Raw genomic sequence first — 22,376 nt, forward strand, 5'->3', positions numbered from 1 at the left:
GGTGCGGGGGACGACGCGGACGGGAGCGGACGGCATACGACATAGGATCGACGCCGGACCTGCACGTTGACAGCACGAGGAGACACCTTGTCCGGCCACTCCAAATGGGCGACCACGAAGCACAAGAAGGCCGCCATCGACGCCAAGCGCGGCAAGCTCTTCGCGAAGCTCATCAAGAACATCGAGGTCGCGGCCCGCACCGGCGGCGGTGACCCGACCGGCAACCCGACGCTCTACGACGCCATCCAGAAGGCGAAGAAGAGCTCGGTGCCCAACAACAACATCGACAACGCGGTCAAGCGCGGCTCCGGCGCCACGGCCGGCGGCGCCGACTGGGAGACGATCACCTACGAGGGCTACGCGCCCGGTGGCGTCGCCATCCTCATCGAGTGCCTCACCGACAACCGCAACCGCGCCGCCGCCGAGGTCCGCACCGCACTGACCCGCAACGGCGGCCAGCTCGGTGACCCCGGGTCGGTGGCCTACGTCTTCGACCGCAAGGGCGTCGTCGTCGTCCCCAAGGGCGACAAGACCGAGGACGACATTCTCGAGGTCGTCCTCGAGGCTGGCGCCGACGAGGTCAACGACCTCGGCGACTCCTTCGAGATCATCTCCGAGGCCACCGACTTCGTCGCGGTGCGCAAGGCGGTCCAGGACGCCGGGATCGACTACGACTCGGCCGAAGCCTCGTGGGTGCCCAACCTCCAGGTGCCGCTCGACCTCGACGGGGCGAAGAAGATGATCCGCGTCATCGAGGCGCTCGACGACTCCGACGACGTCCAGGACGTCTTCGCCAACGGCGACATCCCCGACGACGTCCTCGCCCAGCTCGACGCCGAGGACTGAGCGACCGCGTGTTGCTGCGCGCCGCCTTCCCGCACGCTGTGTAGCGTGGCACCGAACACCTGTTCGGTTCTCTCGGAAGGCGGCGCGCGTGCGCGTTCTCGGCATGGATCCCGGCCTCACCCGGTGCGGTCTCGGGGTCGTCGACGGCCGGGCCGGTCGCGCGTCGATGATCGCCGTCGGCGTCGTCCGCACCCCCTCCGACGCCGAGCCGTCGCAGCGCCTCATGTTCCTCGAGCGCGAGCTCGAGGGGTGGCTCGACCGCTTCGAGCCCGACGTGCTCGCCGTCGAGCGGGTCTTCGCCGACACCAACGTCACCCAGGTCATGAACACCGCCCACGCCACCGCCATCGCGCTGCTCACCGCGGGCAAGCGCGACATCCCCGTCGTCTTCCACACCCCGACCGAGGTCAAGGCCTCGGTCACCGGCTCCGGCCGCGCCGACAAGGCACAGGTGACGACGATGGTGACCCGGATCCTCAAGCTCGCCGCGCCCCCGCGCCCCGCCGACGCCGCCGACGCGCTGGCCCTCGCGATCTGCCACCTGTGGCGTGGTGCCGCGACCGCGCGGCTCGACGCCCTCGCCAAGGCCGGTGCCCGGTGATCTCGTCGCTCTCCGGTCGGGTGGGCCACGTCGGACTCGACCGCCTCGTCGTCGAGGTCGGTGGCGTCGGCATGCTCGTCCACACGACCCCGCGCACCGCCGCCGACCTGCGCACCGGCTCCGAGGTCACCGTCTCGACGACGCTCGTCGTGCGCGAGGACTCGCTCACCCTCTTCGGCTTCGGGTCGGCGGGGGAGCGCGACATGTTCGAGACGGTGCAGACCGTCTCGGGCGTGGGTCCGCGCCTCGCCCTCGCGATGCTCTCGGTCCTCACCCCCGACGAGGTCAGCGCGGCGCTCACGACCGGCGACGTCGCGACCCTGACGAAGATCCCCGGCGTGGGCAAGAAGAGCGCCGAGCGCCTCGTCCTCGAGCTCAAGGACAAGGTCGGTATGCCGTCCGCCCCCGCAGGCGGTGACGTCGCCGCCGCGGCCGCGCCCTCCGGCGACGCCCGCCGCGACCAGGTCGCCGAGGCCCTCGTCGGTCTCGGCTGGTCCTCGAGGCAGGCTGCCGACGCGGTGTCGACCGTGTCGTCGTCGGCCGACCCGGATGCCTCCGTCGCGGCGCTGCTGCGCATGGCGCTGCGGGAGCTCGGCCGATGACCGGCCCGGCGATGCGCCGCACCTCGACGAGCGAGGACGACCTCGGCGGCACGACGCGTGGCTTCCGGTCCGACATCGTCGAGGCAGCGGGCGGTGACGACGCCACGTGGCGCGCCGACGACGGGTCGCTCGACGCGACCGCCCGGATCGTCGACGCCGGCGCCGACTCCGACGACGAGCGCGTCGTCGAGGCGGCCCTGCGACCCAAGCGGCTCGCCGAGTTCCCGGGGCAGACGCGGGTGCGCGACCAGCTCTCGCTCGTCCTCGAGGCGGCTCGCCGCCGGGGGAGCGTGCCCGACCACATCCTCCTGTCCGGTCCTCCCGGTCTCGGCAAGACGACGCTCGCGCTCATCGTCGCCGCCGAGCTCGAGCGCCCGATCCGGATCACGTCCGGACCGGCGATCCAGCACGCCGGCGACCTCGCGGCGGTCCTGTCGTCGCTCGACGAGGGAGAGGTGCTCTTCCTCGACGAGATCCACCGCATGTCGCGCGCGGCCGAGGAGATGCTCTACCTCGCGATGGAGGACTTCCGCGTCGACGTCATCGTCGGCAAGGGCCCGGGCGCGACGGCGATCCCGCTCGAGCTCCCGCCGTTCACAGTCGTCGGTGCGACGACCCGCTCGGGCCTGCTGCCGGCGCCGCTGCGCGACCGGTTCGGGTTCACCGGCCACCTCGACTACTACGACGCCGCCGACCTCACGACGATCCTGCGCCGCTCCGCCGGGCTGCTCGACGTCGACGCCGACGAGTCCGGCATCGCCGAGATCGCCGGGCGGTCGCGCGGCACACCCCGCATCGCCAACCGCCTCCTGCGCCGCGTGCGCGACTGGGCCCAGGTCCACGGCTCCGGGCACGTCGACCTCGAGGCCGCCCACGAGGCGCTCAGCCTCTTCGACGTCGACGACGCGGGCCTCGACCGGCTCGACCGTGCCGTGCTCGACGCCCTCTGCCGTCGCTTCGGTGGTGGCCCGGTCGGACTCTCGACGCTCGCCATCGCCGTCGGCGAGGAGTCCGACACCGTCGAGACCGTCGCCGAGCCCTACCTCGTGCGCGAGGGCTTCATGGTCCGCACGCCCCGCGGCCGGGCGGCCTCGCCCCGGGCGTGGTCGCACCTCGGCCTCACCCCGCCGCGTGACGTCGCGACCCAGGACGTGCTGCCGCTCGCCGACGGTCAGGGCCGTCTCGGCGGCTGATCGCGACGTCCTCACCTGAGCGGGCGCTCGGCGCATGCTGGATGGGCAGGCGCGCGGACGGCATACGAGGTTGCGGTTCGGACACGACCGCAGGAGGGCACTCGACCGGGGAGTGGCGCGTTGGCGAGAGTGACCACGTCACCTATGCTGACCCGGTTGCCCGGCGTCGACCGGGCCACTGACGCGCCCGGCAGCATGCGGGTGCGCACATCCCACTCGAAGGACTTCTCATGAACTCCGGTGCCGGCCTCGGCAACCTGCTCGTGCTCGCCCTGCCCCTGTTGCTGCTGGCGTTCCTCATGTTCACCCAGCGCAAGCGGGGTCGTGAGGTCCAGGCCTTCCAGTCGGGCCTCGGCGTCGGCGACGCGGTCGTCCTCACCTCGGGTCTCTACGGCACGGTCGTCGCACTCGACGACACGGTCGCGACCCTCGAGATCGCCCCGGGCGTCCAGGTGCGTGTCGACCGCCGCGCTGTCGGCATGGTGCAGCCGGGCGGCGAGCGCCCGGCCGGCACCGACGAGAGCCCGCGTCCCGACGCGACCCCCGAGGTGGGCTGAGATGGCACAGATGAGCCACGCGACCTTCGCGCGCCGTGCCCTCGCCGGCATGGCGGTCCTCACGATCGCCCTCATGGGCCTGCTCTTCGGCGCGAACCAGTTCAGCAACGGGTCCTACGCCCCCAAGCTCGGCCTCGACCTCGAGGGCGGCACCCAGATCATCCTCCAGCCGCGGCTCACCGGCGCGAAGACGGTGTCCTCGGAGCAGATCGCCCAGGCCCGCGACATCATCGTCCAGCGCGTCGACGCCGGCGGCGTCGCCGGCGCCGAGGTGACGACCCAGGGTGGTCGCAACATCGTCGTGTCGATGCCCGGCACGCCCCCCAAGAGCACCGAGGACGCGATCCGCCGCTCCTCGCAGCTCCAGTTCCGCCCGGTGCTCGCGATCGCGGCCGGCTCGCCCCAGGCGCAGCCGTCGGCCTCGCCGTCGCCCAGCGGCTCGGCCAGCCCGAGCCCGAGTGGCTCCGCCGTCCCGGAGCCGAGCCCCTCCGCCAGCGCCCCCGTCGCCAGTCCGGCACCGTCGTCGACCAACAACTCCGCCGTGCCCGGTGCCTTCGCGGCCGAGCCGAGCCCGTCGGCCTCGCCCTCGGCCAGCCCGTCGCCGAGCGCCTCGCCGAGCGCCTCGCCGAGCCCGAGCGCATCCGGTGGCGCCTCCGGCGCGAAGGACCCGCTCAGCCTCGACCAGATCACGCCCGAGCTCACCGCCGACTTCACCGCGCTCGACTGCTCGAAGGAGGGTGCGCTCGACGACCTGGTCGACGACGACACCAAGCCCCTCGTCACCTGTGACGCCGACGGCGCGGCCAAGTACATCCTCGGCCCGGTCGTCGTCTCCGGAGACAAGATCTCCGACGCCAGCGCCGGCTACCAGGTCGGCCAGAACGGCCAGCAGACGAGCACCGTCGAGATCCAGCTCAACCTCAACGGCGAGGGCGCCAAGCAGTACGCCGACATCTCGCGCAAGATGGTGCCGCTCCAGCAGCCGCAGAACCAGCTCGCAGCCACGCTCGACTCGCGCGTCATCGTCGCGCCGAGCTTCAACGAGGCGATCCCCAACGGCAAGGCGAGCATCACCGGCGGCTTCGGCATCACCGAGGCCCGCGACCTCGCCCAGCAGCTCAAGTTCGGCGCGCTTCCGATCTCGTTCGACCTGCAGACGCGTGAGCAGATCAGCCCGACGCTCGGCAGCGAGCAGCTGCGCTACGGCTTCTACGCCGGCCTCGTCGGCCTGCTGCTCGTGACGATCTACTCGCTGCTGCAGTACCGCGTGCTCGGGTTCGTCACGATCGCCTCGATCCTCGCGGCGGGTGTCCTCACCTACCTGGCGATCACGATCCTGGGCTGGTCGCACAACTACCGCCTCGACATGGCCGGCGTCACCGGCCTCATCGTCGCCATCGGCTTCACCGCGGACTCGTTCATCGTCTACTTCGAACGCATCCGTGACGAGCTGCGCGAGGGCCGCTCGCTCGAGAGCGCCGTCGCCACCGGCTGGGCTCGTGCCAAGCGCACGATCCTCATCGCCGACGGCGTCAACTTCCTCGCGGCGATCGTCCTCTACGTCCTCGCGAGCTCGAGCGTGCGTGGCTTCGCCTTCACCCTCGGCCTCACCACCCTGCTCGACATCCTCATCGTCTTCCTCTTCACGCACCCGCTCGTCACGCTCCTCGCCCGCCGGAAGTTCTTCCGCGGTGGGCACCCGATGTCGGGTCTCGACCCGGACAAGCTCGGTGCCGTCAAGAAGACCACGTATGCCGGCCGCGGCCGGTTCACGACGAACCCGCCCCGCGTTGCGGCCCACGAAGGGAGCCCGTCGTGATCATCACCCCACAAAGTTCGCCCACGCAAAACGTGGGACCCGCGCTCCCGCGTCACTCCGATACTTTGCGAGGACCCCGATGATCAAGTTCTCCGACCTCGGCAACGACCTCTACACCGGCAGGAAGTCGATCCCGGTCGTCCCCAAGCGACGGACGTTCTACATCGTCTCGCTCGTCCTCATGGCGATCGCGGTCGCGGGTCTGGGCATCAACAAGCTCAACCTCGGCCTCGAGTTCAGTGGTGGCTCCGAGTTCCGCGTGACGAACACGTCGGTGCCCGCCGACTACGAGTCCAAGGCCCGTGAGGCCCTCGGTGCGGCGGACGACTCGCAGGGCGTCCGCGTCTCCAAGCTCGGCGCCGGCACCGTCCGGGTGCAGACCGAGCGGCTGGACGACGCCGAGAGCGCCCGCGTGCGCACTGAGCTCGCCCAGACCTTCTCGGTCGGCGAGGACAAGGTCAGCGCGACCTTCATCGGCCCGTCCTGGGGTGACTCGGTCACGAAGCAGGCGCTGCGCGCACTCGTCATCTTCCTCGTGCTCGTCGCAGCCGTCCTCGCCGTCTACTTCCGCAACTGGAAGATGGCGGCGGCGGCGCTCATCGCGCTCGTGCACGACCTCGTCATCACCGTCGGCATCTACTCGTTCAGCAAGTTCGAGGTCTCGCCGGCGACGATGATCGGCTTCCTCACCGTCCTCGGCTACTCGATCTACGACACCGTCGTCGTCTTCGACAAGGTGCGCGAGAACACCAACGAGGCGTTCGCCAACGGGCGGATGACGTTCGCGAAGGCGGCCAACCTCGCCGTCAACCAGACGCTCGTCCGGTCGATCAACACGACCGTCATCGGCGTCCTGCCGATCCTCGCCGTCCTCGTCGTCGGCGCGCTCTTCCTCGGCCCGGGCACCCTGCTCGACCTCGCGCTCGTCCTCTTCATCGGCATCCTCGTCGGCGCCTACTCGTCGATCTTCCTCGCGACCCCGCTCCTCGTGAGCCTGCGCCGCAAGGACTCCGCCGTCCTCGAGCTCGACAAGCGCGCGGTCCGCTCGGAGGCCAAGCGCGCCAAGGAGCGGGCGGCTGTTCCCGTCGGTGCCGGCGCCTCGCAGGGCGGCGCCGTGGCCGTGGCCGAGGCCGACGGCCACCCCGCCGCGGACTCGTTCCCGAGGGCCACCGACGAGGAGTCGGCGACCATCACGGGCCGCCAGGTGCACAAGTACGCGCAGTCGGGCCCGCGCAACCAGCCCAGGCGCGCGCCCAAGTCGCGCCGCAAGTGACCCGATGACCGACCCGGTCGCGATCAGCAAGCTCGTCGAGAGCCGCCTGCGGGACGTCGCCGACTTCCCGAAGCCGGGAGTCGTCTTCAAGGACATCACCCCGCTCCTCGGGGACCCCGAGGCGTTCGGTGAGGTGGTCCGGGCCCTGGCGGCACGGCATACGGCATCGGGTGCCCGGCTGGACTCGGTGGCGGGCGTCGAGGCGCGTGGATTCATCATCGGGGCCGCGCTGGCCCACGAGCTCGGCGTCGGCTTCGTGCCCGTGCGCAAGGCCGGCAAGCTGCCGGGGGAGACGGTGCAGCGCACCTACGACCTCGAGTACGGCACGGCGACGATCGAGGTGCACGCCGACGCCGTCGAACCGGGGGAGCGGGTGCTGCTCGTCGACGACGTCCTCGCCACCGGCGGGACCGCGATCGCCGCCTGGGACCTGCTCGACGACTGCGGTGCCGAGGTCGTCGAGTTCGCGACGGTCGTCGAGCTCGCCTTCCTCGGCGGCCGCGAGGCGATGGGGTCGCGTCCGGTCCACTCCCTGCATGTCGTGGGCGGCGTGAGGGACGCCTAGACTCCGTCCATGGCAGAGGAAACCACGCCGATCCCGGTGCGCAGTGGGGCAGCAGGCTCCAACCGCGCCCGTGCGCGTGCCCGCCTCGCCCGGTTCGGCTCCTCGCGTCCGTCGGCGCACCCCGTCCTCGAGCCGCTGCTCACGACGGTCCGGCTGACCCACCCCAAGGCCGACCTCTCGGTCATCGAGCGTGCCTACGGGGTCGCCGAGCGCGCCCACGAGGGCCAGATGCGCAAGAGCGGCGACGCCTACATCACGCACCCGCTCGCGGTGACGACGATCCTCGCCGAGCTCGGCATGACGCCGCCGACCTTGGCGGCCGCCCTCCTGCACGACACCGTCGAGGACACCGACTACGGCCTCGACCAGCTCGAGAAGGACTTCGGCGCCGAGATCGCCATGCTCGTCGACGGCGTCACCAAGCTCGACAAGGTCACCTACGGCCAGGCGGCGCAGTCCGAGACCGTGCGCAAGATGGTCGTCGCGATGGCGCGCGACATCCGCGTGCTCGTCATCAAGCTCGCCGACCGTCTCCACAACGCGCGCACCTGGCGCTACGTGTCGAAGGAGTCCGCCCAGCGCAAGGCGCGCGAGACCCTCGAGATCTATGCCCCGCTGGCGCACCGGCTCGGCATGAACACAATCAAGTGGGAGCTCGAGGACCTCTCGTTCCAGACCCTCTACCCGAAGGTCTACGACGAGATTGTGCGGCTCGTCGCCGAGCGCGCGCCGGCCCGTGAGGAGTACCTCGCGACCGTGCGCGAGAGTGTCGAGTCGGACCTGCGGTCGGCGCGGATCAAGGCGACCGTCACGGGCCGGCCCAAGCACTACTACTCCGTCTACCAGAAGATGATCGTGGGCGGCCGCGACTTCGAGCAGATCTACGACCTCGTCGCCGTCCGCGTCCTCGTCGACACCGTGCGCGACTGCTACGCAGCGCTCGGCGCCATGCACGCCAGGTGGACGCCGGTGCCCGGGCGGTTCAAGGACTACATCGCGACGCCGAAGTTCAACATGTACCAGTCGCTGCACACGACGGTCATCGGTCCAGAGGGCAAGCCGGTCGAGATCCAGATCCGCACCCACACGATGCACCGCCGCGCCGAGTACGGCGTCGCCGCCCACTGGAAGTACAAGGAGAAGGGGCCGGCGGGCGCCGACCAGCCCTCGACGAGCCACACCGGCGCCAACGACATGGCGTGGCTGCGCCAGCTCCTCGACTGGCAGAGGGAGACCGCCGACCCGGGAGAGTTCCTCGAGTCGCTGCGCTTCGAGATCAACGCCAGCGAGGTCTACGTCTTCACGCCCAAGGGTCAGCTCGTGGGCCTTCCCGCCGGTTCGACGCCCGTCGACTTCGCGTATGCCGTGCACACCGAGGTCGGCCACCACACCATCGGCGCCAAGGTCAACGGTCGCCTCGTGCCGCTCGAGTCCCGCCTCGACAACGGCGACACGGTCGACGTCCTCACCTCCAAGGCCGACGGCGCCGGCCCGTCGCGCGACTGGCTCACCTTCGTCAAGTCGGCCCGGGCCCGCAACAAGATCAGGCACTGGTTCACCCGCGAGCGTCGCGAGGAGATGATCGACCAGGGCAAGGAGGCGCTCGTCAAGGCGATGCGCAAGCGCAGCCTGCCGCTCGCGCGCCTGTCGTCGGTCGAGTCGCTCACCGGCGTCGCCGAGGAGCTGCGGCTCAGCGGCATCGACGGCCTGTATGCCGCGATCGGCGAGGGCCACGTGAGCGCCCAGCACGTCGTCGCGCGCCTCGTCGCCGCCCAGGGGGGTGAGGAGGCCAGCGACGACCTCGCCGAGATGACGATGCCCCGGCCCGTGTCGAACCGCCGCCGCCGCGCCGGTGACCCCGGTGTCGTCGTCAAGGGCATGTCCGACGTCTGGGTCAAGCTGGCCCGCTGCTGCACGCCGGTGCCCGGCGACGAGATCCTCGGGTTCGTCACCCGCGGCATGGGCGTCTCGGTGCATCGCCGCGACTGCACCAACGCCTCCTCGCTGCTCAGCCAGCAGGACAAGATCATCGACGTCGAGTGGGCGCCGACCGCCAACAGCGTCTTCCTCGTCCAGCTCCAGGTCGAGGCGCTCGACCGCTCGGCCCTGCTCTCCGACGTCACCCGCGTCCTGTCCGAGAGCGGCGTCAACATCCTCAGCGCCTCGGTCCAGACCTCACGCGACCGCGTCGCCGGGCTCAAGTTCACCTTCGAGATGGGCGACCCCAGCCACCTCGACCACGTCATCAAGGCCGTGCGCAACGTCGGCGGCGTCTTCGACGCCTACCGCATCACCCAGACGTAGTCGCTGCTTGCCGAGCACGTCGCGGCTCACGTCCCGTCGCGCGGCTCACGTGACGTCGCGCGGCTCACGTGACGTCTCGCGCGGGTCACGTCGCGCGGCTCAGGTCACGTCGCGGGGCTCACGTGACGTCGCGCGCGGGTCCGTGGGCGACGAGATCCATCCGCGGCTCGCGCGCTGAGCGCGCTCCCCGCTCCCGCCAGACCCGCCATCGCCGCCCACGGACCCGCGCGCTCCTGGATAGTCGCCTAGGTGCCCCTCGGGAAGGTGAGAAGCGGCGTTAGTCGAGTGATGAGGGGTCTTCGATCGGCGCTGGCTGGGCCTGGCGGGAGACCGGAGTGCGCTCAGCGCGCCCAGGTCGGATGGATGGCGTCGACCGAAGACTCCTCAGCGCGAGGTGCGCGGAAAGGGGAGCTGTGGGTCGGATCAGGAACCGAACTCGGAGTTGGCGGCTTCGGCTTGGGCGAGCCAGGCCTGCTGCGACTCGAGCTTGGCGGTGAGGTCCTTGACCTTGCGGTCGTTGCCCGAGGCGGTGGCCTTGGCGAGGTCGGCCTCGAGGGACTCGATCGAGCTGCGCAGCTGTGTGACGAGGGAGTTGGCGCGGGCGGCGACCTCCGGGTTGGAGGACTTCCACTTCTGGTCCTCCTGCTCCCGCACGGCCGCCTCGATCCGGCGGATGGCCTTCTCGGTGCGGTCGATGTCGGCGCGCGGCACCTTGCCGGCAGCCTCCCACTTGTCCTGGATGACGCGCAGCTGCGCCTTGGCCTTCTCGAGGTCGGTGACGGGCAGGATCTGCTCGGCCTCCTTGAGGAGCTCCTCCTTGACGGCGAGGTTGGCGCGGTACTCCTCGTCCTCGGCGGCTGCCACCTCGTCCTTCGCGTTGAAGAACGCGTCCTGTGCGGCCTTGAACCGCTCCCACAGGGCGTCGTCCTCCGAGCGGGAGGCGCGTCCGGCCTGGCGCCACTGGTCCATGAGGTTCTTGAAGGCGCGTGCGGTGGGGCCCCAGTCCTTGCTCGTGGCGAGGGCCTCGGCCTCCTTGACGAGCGCCTCCTTGGTGCCGCGGGCCTCGGCGCGCGAGGAGTCGAGCTGCGCGAAGTAGCTGCGACGTCCCTTGTCGAAGTGGTTGCGGGCGTGGCTGAAGCGCTGCCAGAGGGCGTTCTCGGTGGGCTTGTCGAGCTTGGCCCCGCTGCGCTGGTGCTGCTTCCACTGGTCGAGCAGCGCGCGCATCCGCTCACCGCTCTGCTTCCACTGGGTCTGCTCGGGGTCCTGGCCCGAGATGGCCTCGGCCTCGGAGACGATCGCCTCACGCTCGGCGGCGGCCGCGGCACGTGCCTCGGCGCGCGCCGCCTGCTCGGTCTCACGCTTGGTCACGAGCCCGGTCTCGATCGCGGCGACGCGGGCGTCGAGCGCGGCGAGGTCACCGACGACGTGGGCCTCGGCGAGGTGCTCCTTGAGGGTGCTGAGGCCCTCAGCGACCTCCTTCGCCGAGACGTCCGGGTTGGCGAGCCGCTGCTCGAGCAGCTCGGCGGAGCCGGCGATCTCGTCGTACTTGCGGGCGAAGTACTGCAGGGCCTCGTCGGGCGTCGCGCCGGGGTAGGAGCCGACCTCGCGCTCCTCCTCGCCGACGGTGACGAAGACGTGGCCCTCGTCGTCGACGCGGCCGAAGCGCGCCGAGTCCGAGTGCTCGTGGACGACCGGCGCCACGGGCGGGGTCGGCCGTGCGGCCATCCGCGACGCGAGCGCTGCGGGGGAGGGCACCGCGGGCTTCGGCGCCGCCGGGGCGGGGGCTGCGGGAGCGGGAGTCGCGGGCGTCGGCACGGACGTCGCAGGCTCGGGGTCGACGGCGGGCGTCTCCGAAGCAGCGATGGTCTCGTCGGCGGGAGCGGGGTCCACGGTCGCAGGTGCCGCCTCCTCGGCAGCCGGTGCCGCCTCCTCGGCGGGCGCAGGCTCGGCCATCGCCGGGGTCTCGTCGGCAGGGGCCGGCGACTCCGAAGCCTCGGGCTCAGCCGCAGCGGACGTGGCGGGCGTCGGCATCGACGTCGCGGGCTCGGGCTCGACCGCGGGAACCTCCGCCGCAGCGGCGGTCTCGGCGGCGTCGGACTGCGCCTCGGGGCGGGTCTCCTCCGGCTGGACCGCGGCGCTGGTCTCCTCGGGCTCCGGTGTCGTCACCTCCACCGTGGCGTCGGGCGCGGCCGATGGGGCCTGCTCCTCCACGGGTCCGTCCGCGGGGGTGGTGCTCGTCGTCTCGTCGCTCACGGCTATGCCTTCTTCTCTGTCACCGCAACCCGAAGGATGCTGATGGGTGCGTTGGGGGCACCGATGGTCTCCGACTCGCCGCCGGGCTGGACACCCGCTGCGGCGACCTTGTCGACGATATCCAAACCCTTGGTGATCGTGCCGAAGATCGTGTATCCGTTCGGGTCCGGCAGGCTCGACTCCCCGTTGACGAGGAAGAACTGGCCGCCGTTGCCCTTGACCGGGTCCTGCGTGCGCGCCATGGCGACGGTGCCCCGCGGGTAGGTCCCGTCCTTGGGCGCGTTCTCGACGCCGAAGCCGTAGCCGGGGTTGCCCTGACCCGTCCCGGTCGGGTCGCCGCACTGGAGCAGCTTGAAGCCCTCGCTCACGCCGAGGCGCTGGCAGGGGGAGCTGAGCCAGTAGTCCGCCTTGGCCAGCTGGATGAAGGACGCGACGGCCTGCGGTGCCTTCGCACCGTCGAGGTCGAGGACGATGTCGCCGCAGTTCGTCGTGAGCGTCGCCGTCCACATCACACCCTTGGCGGTCGCCTTGTCCGGCAGCTCGAGCTTGGCCGCGGTGCCGAGGGGGGCGGGCGGCTGCTCGCAGCCCGCGGCGGTCGTCGACGGCTTGGCCGCTTCCTTCTCCTCCGGCTTGAGCGCGACGGCGAGACCGCCGACGAGCGCGGCCACGACCGCGACGGTCGCGACGATTGCCGCGACCCGCTTCATGCGGTCGCGCCTCTCGGCCCTCGCCGCCTGCGTTGCCTGCTGCTTCTGCCACCTGCGCCGGGCCCGGTCGCGCTCCTGCTTCTTCGTCACCCGGCGCAGTCTAGGGAGCCGGTATGCCGTGTGCTCACCCGACTAGGGTTCACCGGTGTGTTGACCATCGCCTTCCCCGCCGCGGCCTTCGGCACCAACTGCTACGTCCTCGCCCCCGGCGAGGGGGAGGAGTGCGTCGTCGTCGACCCCGGCATCGGCATCGAGGAGACCCTGCGCGAGGTGCTCACCCAGCACCGGCTCAAGCCGACGGCGGTCCTGCTGACCCACGGCCACATCGACCACGTCTACTCGGTGACGCCGGTCTGCGGAGGCGACACCGCGGCATACATCCACTCGGACGACCGCTACCGCCTGGTTGACCCGCTCGGTTCCGCGAGTCCGGGGATCGTCGGGATGCTCGAGCAGCAGTTCGGCTCGAAGGCCACGTGGTCCGAGCCCGGCAACGTCGTCGAGGTGACCGACCGGCAGGCGCTCACGCTCGCCGGGCTCGACCTCGAGGTGCTCCACGCGCCCGGCCACACCGAGGGCTCGGTGATGTTCGGGTTCGAGCGGCTGCCCGAGGGCGTCCGCGCTCCCGAGGAGCTCGACCGGACGATGATCAGCGGCGACGTCCTCTTCGCCGGCTCGATCGGGCGCACCGACCTGCCGGGTGGTGACGGCGCGGCGATGCAGCGCTCGCTGCGCGCGGTCGTCCTGCCCCTGGCCGACTCCACGCTCCTCCTTCCCGGGCACGGCCCGGCGACGACGATGCGGCGTGAACGGAGCACCAACCCCTACCTGCAAGGATTGACCGCGTGAAGGTCACCAAGCTGAGCGGATTTCCCGAGTACCTCCCCGCCGAGCGGATCGTCGAGCAGCACTTCCTCGACGTCATCCGCGAGACGTTCGAGCTGCACGGGTTCACCTCGCTCGAGACGCGCGCCGTCGAGCCGGTCGACCGGCTGCTCGGCAAGGGCGGCGACGCCGACAAGGAGATCTACGGCGTCACCCGGCTCGCCGACCAGCCCGATGGCGCGCGAGGCTCCGATCCACAGCTGGGCCTGCACTTCGACCTCACCGTGCCGTTCGCCCGCTTCGTCCTCGAGAACGCCGGCAAGCTCGCGTTCCCCTACCGCCGCTACCAGATCCAGAAGGTGTGGCGGGGGGAGCGGCCGCAGGAGGGGCGCTACCGCGAGTTCACCCAGGCAGACATCGACGTCGTCGACGTGGGCGAGCTCGCGCCCCACTTCGAGGCGGAGATGCCGCTCGTCGTCGCCGAGGTCTTCCGCCGGCTGCCGATCGGCCGGATGACGATCCAGGTCAACAACCGCAAGATCCCCGAGGGCTTCTACCGGGGCATCGGCATCGACGACGTCGCGGGCACGCTCCGCATCGTCGACAAGCTCGACAAGATCGGCCCCGAGAAGGTCAGGGCCCTGCTCGTCGAGGCGGGACGCACGCAGGAGCAGGCCGACCAGTGCCTCGCCCTCGCCGAGATCCGCACCGAGGACCTCTCCTTCGTCGACCGCGTCCGCTCGCTCGGTGTCGAGCACCCCGTCCTCGACGAGGGGCTCGACGCCCTCGCGGCCGTCATCCGGGCCGGTCTCGCCAGCGCCCCCGGCGCGCTCGTCGCCGACCTCAAGATCGCCCGCGGCCTCGACTACTACACCGGCACCGTCTACGAGACCCAGCTCGAGGGCCACGAGTCGTGGGGCTCGTTCTGCTCCGGTGGCCGCTACGACGCCCTCGCCAGCGACGGCAAGACCACCTATCCCGGTGTCGGCATCTCCATCGGCGTCTCCCGCCTGCTGGGCCTGCTCCTGTCCAAGGGGCTCGTCTCGGCCTCGCGCTCGACGCCGGCAGCGGTGCTCGTCGCCGTCGTCGAGGAGGAGTCGCGCAGCGAGTCGACCGCCGTCGCGACGGCCCTGCGCTCACGCGGCATCCCGTGCGAGGTCGCGCCGAGCGCCGCGAAGTTCGGCAAGCAGATCCGCTACGCGGACCGCCGGGGGATCCCGTTCGTCTGGTTCCCCGGGTCCGGGGACGTCGAGCACCAGGTCAAGGACATCCGCTCCGGCGAGCAGGTCGACGCCGACCCCGCCGAGTGGACGCCTTCGGCCGAGGACCTCACGCCGCTCGTGGCGGCCGCAGCCCCGAGTCCCTGAGCTCGAGCAGCGCGAGCGCACGGATCGTCTCACGGTCACCGCGCCGCCACGCCCCGCTGGGGTCGCTCGACACCTTGGCGAGCGACGCCATCGGCTGGTTGGCCATGGCGCGCAGCGCGAAGAGGTCGAGGTCGTCGTCCGCGTCGATGAACCGCTGCGCGGCCGAGGCGCGATGGACGAAGCGGCCACGCGCGATCGCCCACCAGAGGAGGACCACGAGGATCGGCACGAGCGCCGTGGTCCACCCGATGAGCAGGGCGAACCGCTCGACCGCGGTCACGAGGTCGGCCCCGGCCCGCTCGATGTCGGTGCCGGCACCGGCTGCCGAGCGGAACGGGCCGGCCACCCGGTCGTCGAGCAGCGGGAGGTCGTCCACCCCGTCGCCGGCGGCGTTGAGCTTCTCGCGGAACCCGGCACCCGCACCCTCGAGCCGGCGACCGGGCTCGGCGAGCGCCATCGTCACGTCGTGGACCCGTCTCCCGACCCACACCCACACCACCGCCCACGCGAGGATTCCGAGGTCGGCGAGCATCTGGGCGAGGCGGCGTCCGGGCAGGTCGGCGTAGAGCTTCACGCGCCCTAGACTCGCACTGCGGCACATCCACCGCGACCACGACGAAGGAGTCATCGGTGCGCATCGGCATCCCCAGCGAAGTCAAGAACAACGAGTTCCGGGTCGGCATCACGCCGGTCGGTGTGCACGAGCTGGTGGCCCACGGTCACGAGGTGCTCATCCAGAAGGGCGCCGGTCTCGGGTCCTCCATCCCGGACGAGGAGTTCGTCTCGCAGGGTGCGCGGATCCTCGACGACGCCGACGACGTCTGGGGCGAGGCCGAGATGGTCATGAAGGTCAAGGAGCCGGTCGCCGAGGAGTACCACCGCCTCCGCGACGACCTCACGCTCTTCACCTACCTCCACCTCGCCGCCGACGAGCCGCTGACCAAGGAGCTCGTCGCCAAGCGGACGACAGCGATCGCCTACGAGACCGTGGCGCTCCCATCGGGTGGGCTGCCCCTGCTCTACCCGATGTCCGAGGTGGCGGGGTGCCTCGCGCCCCAGGTCGGTGCCTACTCGCTCACCAAGCCGCAGGGCGGTCGCGGCGTCCTCATGGGCGGCGTCGGCGGCGTGGCCAACGCCAAGGTCGTCATCATCGGCGCCGGCGTCTCCGGGCAGAACGCCGCCAACATCGCGCTCGGCATGGGCGCCGACGTCACCCTCCTCGACACCGACCTCGACAAGCTCCGCATGAGCTTCTGGCGCTACAACAACCGCGTCCACGGGCTCGCGTCCTCCACCCTGGCGATCCGCCAGCAGGTCATGGAGGCCGACATGGTCATCGGCGCCGTCCTCGTCCCCGGTGCCAAGGCCCCGAAGCTCGTCTCGAACGAGCTCGTCTCGCAGATGAAGCCCGGCTCCGTCCTCGTCGACATCGCCGTCGACCAGGGTGGCTGCTTCGAGGACACGCGCCCCACGACTCACGCCGACCCGACCTACGAGGTCCACAACTCGGTCTTCTACTGCGTCGCCAACATGCCCGGTGCCGTCCCCAACACCTCGACCTGGGCGCTCACCAACGCCACCCTCCCGTATGCCGTCCGCCTCGCGAACCAGGGCTGGCTCGAGGCCTCGCGCACCGACCCGGGCCTGGCCCTCGGCATCAACACCCACGCCGGCGACGTCGTCTGCGGACCCGTCGCAGAGGCCCACGGCATGGAGCACCGCGACGTCGCCGAGGTCCTCGGCTGAGCTCGGACCCACGCCGTGCGTCCGGCAGGGTGACGCCATGACCCCCACCTCGGCGGACGCACGCAGCGCCAGCCGGGTGGAGCGCGCCGTCCGCTCGTGGCTGACGCACCTCGACGTCGAGCGGGGTGCGTCGGCCAACACCCTCAAGGCCTACCGACGCGACCTCGGGAGGTGGACGGCATACCTCTCCTCGATCGGGGTCGACGACCCCGCGGCGGTGAGCGAGCGGCAGGTGAGCGAGTTCCTCGCGCGGCTGCGCGAGGGCGACGACGAGCACCCTCCGCTCGCCGCGACGTCGGCCGCACGCACCCTCGTCGCCGTGCGCGGGCTGCACCGGTTCCTCGCGCTCGAGGGTGTGGTCGACGCGGACCCGACGGCTGCTGTCAGCCCTCCACCGCCGCCCTCACGCCTGCCGAAGGCGATCAGCGTCGGCGAGGTCGAGCGCCTGCTCGACGCGGCGTCGGTCGGGGACACGCCCGCTTCCCTGCGCGACCGCGCCCTGCTCGAGGTCCTCTACGGCACCGGCGCCCGCATCTCCGAGGCCGTCGGGCTCGACATCGACGACGTCGACGTGGAGGCCGGGGTCGTCCGGCTCGAGGGCAAGGGCGGCAAGCAGCGACTCGTGCCGCTGGGGTCCTACGCGAAGGTGGCGCTCACGGCATACCTCGTGAGGGGGAGGGGGACGTTCTCGGCAAAGGGCAGGGGGACGCCCGCGATCTTCCTCAACCAGCGCGGGTCGCGGCTCTCGCGGCAGAGCGCGTGGGCGGTCCTGCGGGCCGCGGCGGAGCGGGCCCAGCTCACCGGCCACGTCTCTCCGCACACACTGCGCCACTCGTTCGCGACCCACCTCCTCGAGGGCGGTGCGGACGTGCGTGTCGTGCAGGAGCTCCTCGGTCACGCGTCGGTGACGACGACGCAGGTCTACACGCTCGTCACGGTGCAGCAGCTGCGCGAGGTCTATGCGCAGAGCCACCCGCGTGCGCGCTGATAGTGTCGTGGCGATCAGCGGGATGCTGACCGCGTGCACGCCAGTTCCGGGAGAGAGATGGATTCGTCAGACATCGACGACGTGGTGACCTCAATGCAGACGTCCGATGACACCGGGACCGTGACCAGCGGCACCAACGGGCACCTGCCCGGGACCGAGCCCCCCGCGGGGCAGCCGGGTCCGACCGGTCGACCCCTGCCGAGCTTCCCCGAGCCGCCGCCGCTGGCCAGCCACGGACCGGCGCGCGTCATCGCGATGTGCAACCAGAAGGGTGGCGTCGGCAAGACGACGACGACGATCAACCTCGGCGCCGCTCTGGCCGAGTACGGCCGCCGCGTCCTCCTCGTCGACTTCGACCCCCAGGGTGCGCTGTCGGTCGGTCTCGGCATCCCCGCGCACGAGCTCGACGTCACCGTCTACAACCTGCTCACCGAGCGGGCACACGACGTGCGCGACGTCATCCAGCGCACCAAGGTCGACGGCCTCGACGTCATTCCGGCCAACATCGACCTCTCGGCCGCCGAGGTCCAGCTCGTCGGCGAGGTCGCCCGCGAGCAGATCCTGGCCCGGGTCCTGCGCCCCGTCCTCGACGACTACGACGTCGTCCTCATCGACTGCCAGCCCTCGCTCGGCCTGCTCACCGTCAACGCCCTCACCGCGGCCCACGGCGTGCTCATCCCGCTCGAGTGCGAGTTCTTCGCCATGCGCGGCGTCGCCCTCCTCGTCGAAACCATCGAGAAGATCACCGACCGGCTCAACCCGCGCCTCCAGGTCGACGGCATCCTGGCGACGATGTACGACGGTCGCACCCTCCACTCTCGCGAGGTCGTCGCCAGCGTCGTCGAGCACTTCGACGAACGCGTCTTCCACACCGTCATCAGCCGCACGGTGAAGTTCCCGGACGCGACCCTGGCGGCCGAGCCGATCACGACCTACGACTCCACCCACAAGGGCGCTGGCGCCTACCGCCAGCTCGCGAGAGAGCTCATCGCCCGTGGCGGAGCAGCCTGACACTCTGGCCGAGGCCCCCGGCGGCGTCCTGACGCGACGGGCGGCGACGACGGCCTTCGAGGTCCACCTCGACGTCTTCTCGGGGCCCTTCGACCTCCTCCTCGGCCTCATCTCGAAGCACAAGCTCGACATCACCGAGATCGCCCTCGCGCGGGTCACCGACGAGTTCATCGCGCACATCAAGGCCGAGCAGGCCAAGGGCGGCGACGGCTGGGACCTCTCCCAGGCCTCGGAGTTCCTTCTCGTCGCGGCCACGCTGCTCGACATCAAGGCCGCTCGGCTCCTGCCCCAGGTGGGCCCCGAGGACGAGGACGACCTCGCGCTCATCGAGGCCCGCGACCTGCTCTTCGCGCGGCTGCTCCAGTACAGGGCGTTCAAGGACATCGCCCGCACCTTCGACGAGCGGATGGCGACGGCCTCGCGGATGACCGCCCGCCAGGCCGGGCTCGAGCCGCAGTTCGCCAGGCTCCTGCCCGAGCTCATCATGACGGTGACGCCGGAGCAGCTCGCGATGATCGCCGCGGGCGCGCTCACACCCAAACCGGTCGACACCGTCGGCCTCGGCCACCTCCACGCGCCGGCCGTGAGCGTGCGCGAGCAGGCGAGCATCATCGGTGAGCGGCTGCGGCGCGACGGCGTGGCGTCCTTCCGGGCGCTCGTGCGCGACGCCGACAGCACCCTCGTCATCGTCGCCCGTTTCCTCGCGCTGCTCGAGCTCTTCCGCGAGTCCGCCATCACCTTCGAGCAGGCCGAGGCCCTCGGCGAGCTCACCGTGCGCTGGACCGGGTCGATGGAGGGCGACATCGACGTCGACGACGAGTTCGACGACGCCGCACCCGCGGAGGTCGCCCCGGGCGACGATGCTGCGCCCGCCGGGGACGCACCGACCGATGACGCCGCCCCGGCCGATGCCGCCCCGCCGGCGCCGGAAGCACCGACCACCGATCAGCGAGAGGCTGACCATGAGTGACACCGACCTGACCGACACGACCTCGGACGACGTCCGCGACGAGGGCGTCGTCGACGAGGTGCCGCAGGACCAGCTCGCCTTCGACGTGGGCGACTTCCCGGGTGGCCTGCGCGGCGCCGTCGAGGCCGTCCTCATGGTCGTCGACGAGCCGGTCACAGAGCTCGCACTCGCCTCCGCCCTCGAGGTGCCCGTGCCCGATGTCGAGGCCGCCCTCGCCGAGCTCGAGGAGGGGTATGCCGCGCAGCAGCGGGGCTTCTGCCTGCGCAACGTCGGTGGCGGGTGGCGCGTCTACAGCCGTCCCGAGTACGCCCCCGTCGTGAGCAAGTTCCTCCTCGACGGCCAGCAGGCCCGCCTCACCCAGGCGTCGCTCGAGACCCTCGCGGTCATCGCCTACCGGCAGCCGGTCTCACGCTCCCGCGTCGCCGCCGTCCGTGGCGTCAACGTCGACGGCGTCATCCGCACCTTGCTCACGCGTGGTCTCATCGAGGAGGTCGGCACCGACGAGGAGTCGACCGCCAACCTCTATGGCACGACCGCCACCTTCCTCGAGCGGCTCGGCCTGCAGTCGCTCGACGACCTGCCAGCCCTTGCCCCCTACCTCCCGGAGGTCGACGTGCTCGACGAGATCGCAGAGAGCGGCCGGTCATGACCCCGCCGCAGAACCGACGCGGCGGACCCGCGAAGAATCCGTCCGGCGGCCGCGGTCGCGGTGCCGGCCAGGGTGGCCCGCGGGGCGCGTCCGGCGGTCCGCGTGGAGCCGGTGCAGGTGCCGGTGGTGGTCGTCCCCGCGGCGTCGGCACGACGAAGAAGAGCCAACCGACCTCGCTGCCCAACCGGCCCACGTCGAAGCCGGTCGACGTCCACGACCCCGACGGCATACGACTCCAGAAGCTGCTCGCCTCGGCGGGCGTCGGGTCCAGGCGGGTGTGCGAGCAGCTCATCTCCGAGGGCCGCGTCGAGGTCGACGGGCAGGTCGTCACCGAGCTCGGCGTGCGCATCAACGCGGACCAGGTCGTCCATGTCGACGGCGTGCGCGTCACGCTCGACGAGTCGCGCGTCTACCTCGCCTTCAACAAGCCGCTCAACGTCGTCACGTCGATGAACGACGAGCTCGGCCGGATCGACATCGGCGACTACTTCGGTGACCGCAAGGAGCGGCTCTTCCACGTGGGTCGCCTCGACGCCGACACCGAGGGCCTGTTGCTCCTCACCAACGACGGCGACCTCGCCCACCGGCTCCAGCACCCGAAGTACGGCGTGCTCAAGACCTACCTCGCGCAGATCCGCGGACCCGTCCCGCGCGACCTCGGCAAGCGGCTGCGCGAGGGCATCGAGCTCGAGGACGGGCCGGTGCAGGTCGACTCGTTCCGCGTCGTCGACAGCCAGCCCGGCAAGGCGATCGTCGAGGTGATCCTCCACGAGGGCCGCAAGCACATCGTGCGCCGGATGCTCGCCGAGGCGGGCCACCCCGTCCTGTCGCTCGTGCGCACCCAGGTGGGCCCGATCCGCCTCGGGGACACCAAGCCCGGCAAGTTCCGCCGGCTCACCAAGGGCGAGGTCGGCGAGCTCTACTCCGCGGCGGGCATGTGAGCGAGGCGCCCGTCCCTCCGCGCGTCCACGTCGTCGGCACCGGCCTCATCGGCACGAGCCTCGGCCTCGCGCTGACCCGCGCCGGCGGTGCCGTGACGCTCGAGGACATCTCCACGACCAACGCTGCGCTCGCCCGCGACCTCGGCGCGGGGGAGACCGTTCCGACGCGCGGGGGCGCGCCGGGTGGCGAGCATCCCGACCTCGTCGTCGTCGCCACTCCGCCGGACGTCACGGCGGCCTGCGTCGCAGCCGCCCTCGAGCGGTTCCCCGACGCGGTCGTCACGGACGTCGCCTCGGTCAAGGTGGCGGTCATCGACGCATTGCGCGAGCGCGGCGCCGACCTCAGCCGCTTCTGCGGCTCGCACCCCATGGCCGGCCGCGAGCGCAGCGGGGCGGTGGCCGGGAGGCACGACCTCTTCCACGGTCGCGCGTGGGTGCTCACGCCGACGCCGGAGACGAGTGCGGCCGCCGTCGACCTCGTGCGTGCGGTGGCGGCGAGGGCCGGCGCCGCCGTCGTCACCCTCGACCCCGCCGACCACGACGCTGCCGTGGCGTCGGTCTCGCACGTCCCGCAGCTCGTCGCGAGCCTCGTCGCGGCCCGGCTCGAGCACCTCGCCGACTCGTCGGTGGCGCTGGCAGGCCAGGGGCTGCGCGACGTCACCCGGATCGCAGCGAGCGACCCGCACCTGTGGACCCAGATCCTCTCCGGCAACGCGCATGCCGTGCGCGACGTCCTCGCCTCGCTCGCGGGCGACCTCGACGGCGTCATCAGTGCGCTCGACGCCCTGGGGTCCGACACCGACGCGCCCGGCGCCCGGGGCACGCTCGCCCGCACGATCGCAGCGGGCAACGCCGGCCACGCGCGGATCCCCGGCAAGCACGGAGCCGCGCCGACGGCATACACGACCGTCCGGGTCCTCATCCCGGACGAGCCGGGACAGCTCGGCCGGCTCTTCGCCGACGTCGGCGCGATCGGCACCAACATCGAGGAGTTCCACCTCGACCATGGTCTCGGTCAGGCCTTCGGTCTGGCCGAGGTCGACGTCGTCCCCGGTGCCGCGGCAGCCCTCGCCGAGGGGCTGGAGGAGCGGGGCTGGCGGCTGCACGGGTGAGCGTCGGCGGGTGCGGCGCCACGACCACGACCGCCTAGGCTGACCGC

Annotated in this window: 21 protein-coding genes; 18 read left to right on the forward strand and 3 right to left on the reverse strand. The window is 71.5% G+C overall.

Annotation, left to right across the window (positions count from 1 at the left end; genetic code table 11):
* The first annotated feature begins 87 nt into the window (after positions 1-87).
* The 9 genes from ACOJV7_RS12050 (at position 88) to ACOJV7_RS12090 (ending at position 9,760) form a co-directional block, all read left to right on the forward strand.
* Positions 88-846: a YebC/PmpR family DNA-binding transcriptional regulator gene (locus ACOJV7_RS12050; RefSeq protein ID WP_420190451.1), complete on the forward strand. Its 759-nt coding sequence runs from the start codon at positions 88-90 to the stop codon at positions 844-846.
* An 88-nt stretch (positions 847-934) separates the two neighbouring features.
* Positions 935-1,447, forward strand: a complete 513-nt coding sequence (gene ruvC, locus ACOJV7_RS12055; protein WP_420190452.1) for a crossover junction endodeoxyribonuclease RuvC — start codon at positions 935-937, stop codon at positions 1,445-1,447.
* Positions 1,444-2,049 carry a Holliday junction branch migration protein RuvA gene (gene ruvA, locus ACOJV7_RS12060; RefSeq protein WP_420190453.1) on the forward strand — a complete coding sequence of 202 codons (606 nt, stop codon included), beginning with the start codon at positions 1,444-1,446 and terminating at the stop codon, positions 2,047-2,049. Before ruvC ends, ruvA begins: the two co-directional genes overlap by 4 nt.
* Complete coding sequence (ruvB, locus tag ACOJV7_RS12065; RefSeq protein ID WP_420190454.1) at positions 2,046-3,242, forward strand: Holliday junction branch migration DNA helicase RuvB; 1,197 nt, start codon at positions 2,046-2,048, stop codon at positions 3,240-3,242. Before ruvA ends, ruvB begins: the two co-directional genes overlap by 4 nt.
* Before the next feature lie 230 nt (positions 3,243-3,472).
* Complete coding sequence (gene yajC / locus ACOJV7_RS12070) at positions 3,473-3,799, forward strand: preprotein translocase subunit YajC (RefSeq protein WP_420190455.1); 327 nt, start codon at positions 3,473-3,475, stop codon at positions 3,797-3,799.
* Position 3,800: 1 nt separating this feature from the next.
* On the forward strand, positions 3,801-5,618 hold the full coding sequence (gene secD / locus ACOJV7_RS12075) for a protein translocase subunit SecD (protein ID WP_420190456.1): 1,818 nt from the start codon (positions 3,801-3,803) through the stop codon (positions 5,616-5,618).
* A 79-nt stretch (positions 5,619-5,697) separates the two neighbouring features.
* Positions 5,698-6,891 carry a protein translocase subunit SecF gene (gene secF, locus ACOJV7_RS12080; RefSeq protein WP_420190457.1) on the forward strand — a complete coding sequence of 398 codons (1,194 nt, stop codon included), beginning with the start codon at positions 5,698-5,700 and terminating at the stop codon, positions 6,889-6,891.
* Between the two features lie 4 nt (positions 6,892-6,895).
* Positions 6,896-7,456 (forward strand): adenine phosphoribosyltransferase, encoded by a 561-nt coding sequence (locus tag ACOJV7_RS12085; RefSeq protein ID WP_420190458.1) that lies wholly within the window; start codon positions 6,896-6,898, stop codon positions 7,454-7,456.
* Positions 7,457-7,465: 9 nt separating this feature from the next.
* Positions 7,466-9,760, forward strand: a complete 2,295-nt coding sequence (locus ACOJV7_RS12090; protein WP_420190460.1) for a RelA/SpoT family protein — start codon at positions 7,466-7,468, stop codon at positions 9,758-9,760.
* A gap of 423 nt (positions 9,761-10,183) precedes the next feature.
* Here ACOJV7_RS12090 and ACOJV7_RS12095 read toward each other — a convergent pair whose 3' ends face one another.
* Both ACOJV7_RS12095 and ACOJV7_RS12100 read right to left on the reverse strand, forming a co-directional pair.
* Positions 10,184-12,013, reverse strand: a complete 1,830-nt coding sequence (locus ACOJV7_RS12095) for a DUF349 domain-containing protein (protein WP_420190461.1) — start codon at positions 12,011-12,013, stop codon at positions 10,184-10,186.
* A 2-nt stretch (positions 12,014-12,015) separates the two neighbouring features.
* Positions 12,016-12,810, reverse strand: a complete 795-nt coding sequence (locus tag ACOJV7_RS12100) for a peptidylprolyl isomerase (protein WP_420190462.1) — start codon at positions 12,808-12,810, stop codon at positions 12,016-12,018.
* Positions 12,811-12,867: 57 nt separating this feature from the next.
* On the opposite strand from ACOJV7_RS12100, the gene ACOJV7_RS12105 reads away from it, so the two are divergent.
* Together ACOJV7_RS12105 and hisS are read left to right on the forward strand one after the other, a co-directional pair.
* Positions 12,868-13,569, forward strand: coding sequence for an MBL fold metallo-hydrolase (locus ACOJV7_RS12105; RefSeq protein ID WP_420190463.1), 702 nt, complete (start codon positions 12,868-12,870; stop codon positions 13,567-13,569).
* Positions 13,566-14,912, forward strand: a complete 1,347-nt coding sequence (gene hisS, locus ACOJV7_RS12110) for a histidine--tRNA ligase (protein ID WP_420190464.1) — start codon at positions 13,566-13,568, stop codon at positions 14,910-14,912. Before ACOJV7_RS12105 ends, hisS begins: the two co-directional genes overlap by 4 nt.
* Here the strand turns inward: hisS and ACOJV7_RS12115 are convergent.
* Positions 14,875-15,486: a hypothetical protein gene (locus tag ACOJV7_RS12115; RefSeq protein WP_420190465.1), complete on the reverse strand. Its 612-nt coding sequence runs from the start codon at positions 15,484-15,486 to the stop codon at positions 14,875-14,877. The two genes, hisS and ACOJV7_RS12115, sit on opposite strands and share 38 nt — an antisense overlap.
* Positions 15,487-15,542: 56 nt before the next feature.
* Between ACOJV7_RS12115 and ald the strand changes: the two genes are divergently transcribed.
* From ald to ACOJV7_RS12150, 7 genes are all read left to right on the forward strand, one after another.
* A complete protein-coding gene (gene ald, locus ACOJV7_RS12120) occupies positions 15,543-16,658 on the forward strand; it encodes an alanine dehydrogenase (protein ID WP_420190466.1) in 1,116 nt (371 codons plus the stop codon).
* 37 nt (positions 16,659-16,695) lie between these two features.
* Positions 16,696-17,646 carry a site-specific tyrosine recombinase XerD gene (gene xerD, locus ACOJV7_RS12125; protein WP_420190467.1) on the forward strand — a complete coding sequence of 317 codons (951 nt, stop codon included), beginning with the start codon at positions 16,696-16,698 and terminating at the stop codon, positions 17,644-17,646.
* Positions 17,647-17,739: 93 nt separating this feature from the next.
* Complete coding sequence (locus ACOJV7_RS12130) at positions 17,740-18,657, forward strand: ParA family protein (RefSeq protein ID WP_420190468.1); 918 nt, start codon at positions 17,740-17,742, stop codon at positions 18,655-18,657.
* Positions 18,641-19,627, forward strand: coding sequence for a segregation and condensation protein A (locus ACOJV7_RS12135; protein ID WP_420190469.1), 987 nt, complete (start codon positions 18,641-18,643; stop codon positions 19,625-19,627). Before ACOJV7_RS12130 ends, ACOJV7_RS12135 begins: the two co-directional genes overlap by 17 nt.
* Positions 19,620-20,276 carry an SMC-Scp complex subunit ScpB gene (gene scpB, locus ACOJV7_RS12140; RefSeq protein ID WP_420190470.1) on the forward strand — a complete coding sequence of 219 codons (657 nt, stop codon included), beginning with the start codon at positions 19,620-19,622 and terminating at the stop codon, positions 20,274-20,276. The genes ACOJV7_RS12135 and scpB overlap by 8 nt, the downstream gene beginning before the upstream one ends.
* Positions 20,273-21,217 (forward strand): pseudouridine synthase, encoded by a 945-nt coding sequence (locus tag ACOJV7_RS12145; protein WP_420190471.1) that lies wholly within the window; start codon positions 20,273-20,275, stop codon positions 21,215-21,217. The genes scpB and ACOJV7_RS12145 overlap by 4 nt, the downstream gene beginning before the upstream one ends.
* Positions 21,214-22,329 (forward strand): prephenate dehydrogenase, encoded by a 1,116-nt coding sequence (locus ACOJV7_RS12150; protein WP_420190472.1) that lies wholly within the window; start codon positions 21,214-21,216, stop codon positions 22,327-22,329. Before ACOJV7_RS12145 ends, ACOJV7_RS12150 begins: the two co-directional genes overlap by 4 nt.
* Positions 22,330-22,376 lie beyond the last annotated feature (47 nt).

Origin of the sequence: Knoellia tibetensis (assembly GCF_048606415.1) — a bacterium.
GTDB lineage: Bacteria > Actinomycetota > Actinomycetes > Actinomycetales > Dermatophilaceae > Knoellia > Knoellia tibetensis.

Excerpts from the sequence above, each read along its gene's own strand:
- ACOJV7_RS12145 (WP_420190471.1), top strand. The coding sequence starts at position 20,273 with ATGACCCCGCCGCAGAACCGACGCGGCGGACCCGCGAAGAATCCGTCC.
- scpB (WP_420190470.1), top strand. The coding sequence starts at position 19,620 with ATGAGTGACACCGACCTGACCGACACGACCTCGGACGACGTCCGCGAC.
- ACOJV7_RS12085 (WP_420190458.1), top strand. The coding sequence starts at position 6,896 with ATGACCGACCCGGTCGCGATCAGCAAGCTCGTCGAGAGCCGCCTGCGG.
- ACOJV7_RS12130 (WP_420190468.1), top strand. The coding sequence starts at position 17,740 with ATGCAGACGTCCGATGACACCGGGACCGTGACCAGCGGCACCAACGGG.
- ruvB (WP_420190454.1), top strand. The coding sequence starts at position 2,046 with ATGACCGGCCCGGCGATGCGCCGCACCTCGACGAGCGAGGACGACCTC.
- secF (WP_420190457.1), top strand. The coding sequence starts at position 5,698 with ATGATCAAGTTCTCCGACCTCGGCAACGACCTCTACACCGGCAGGAAG.
- ACOJV7_RS12090 (WP_420190460.1), top strand. The coding sequence starts at position 7,466 with ATGGCAGAGGAAACCACGCCGATCCCGGTGCGCAGTGGGGCAGCAGGC.
- yajC (WP_420190455.1), top strand. The coding sequence starts at position 3,473 with ATGAACTCCGGTGCCGGCCTCGGCAACCTGCTCGTGCTCGCCCTGCCC.
- xerD (WP_420190467.1), top strand. The coding sequence starts at position 16,696 with ATGACCCCCACCTCGGCGGACGCACGCAGCGCCAGCCGGGTGGAGCGC.
- secD (WP_420190456.1), top strand. The coding sequence starts at position 3,801 with ATGGCACAGATGAGCCACGCGACCTTCGCGCGCCGTGCCCTCGCCGGC.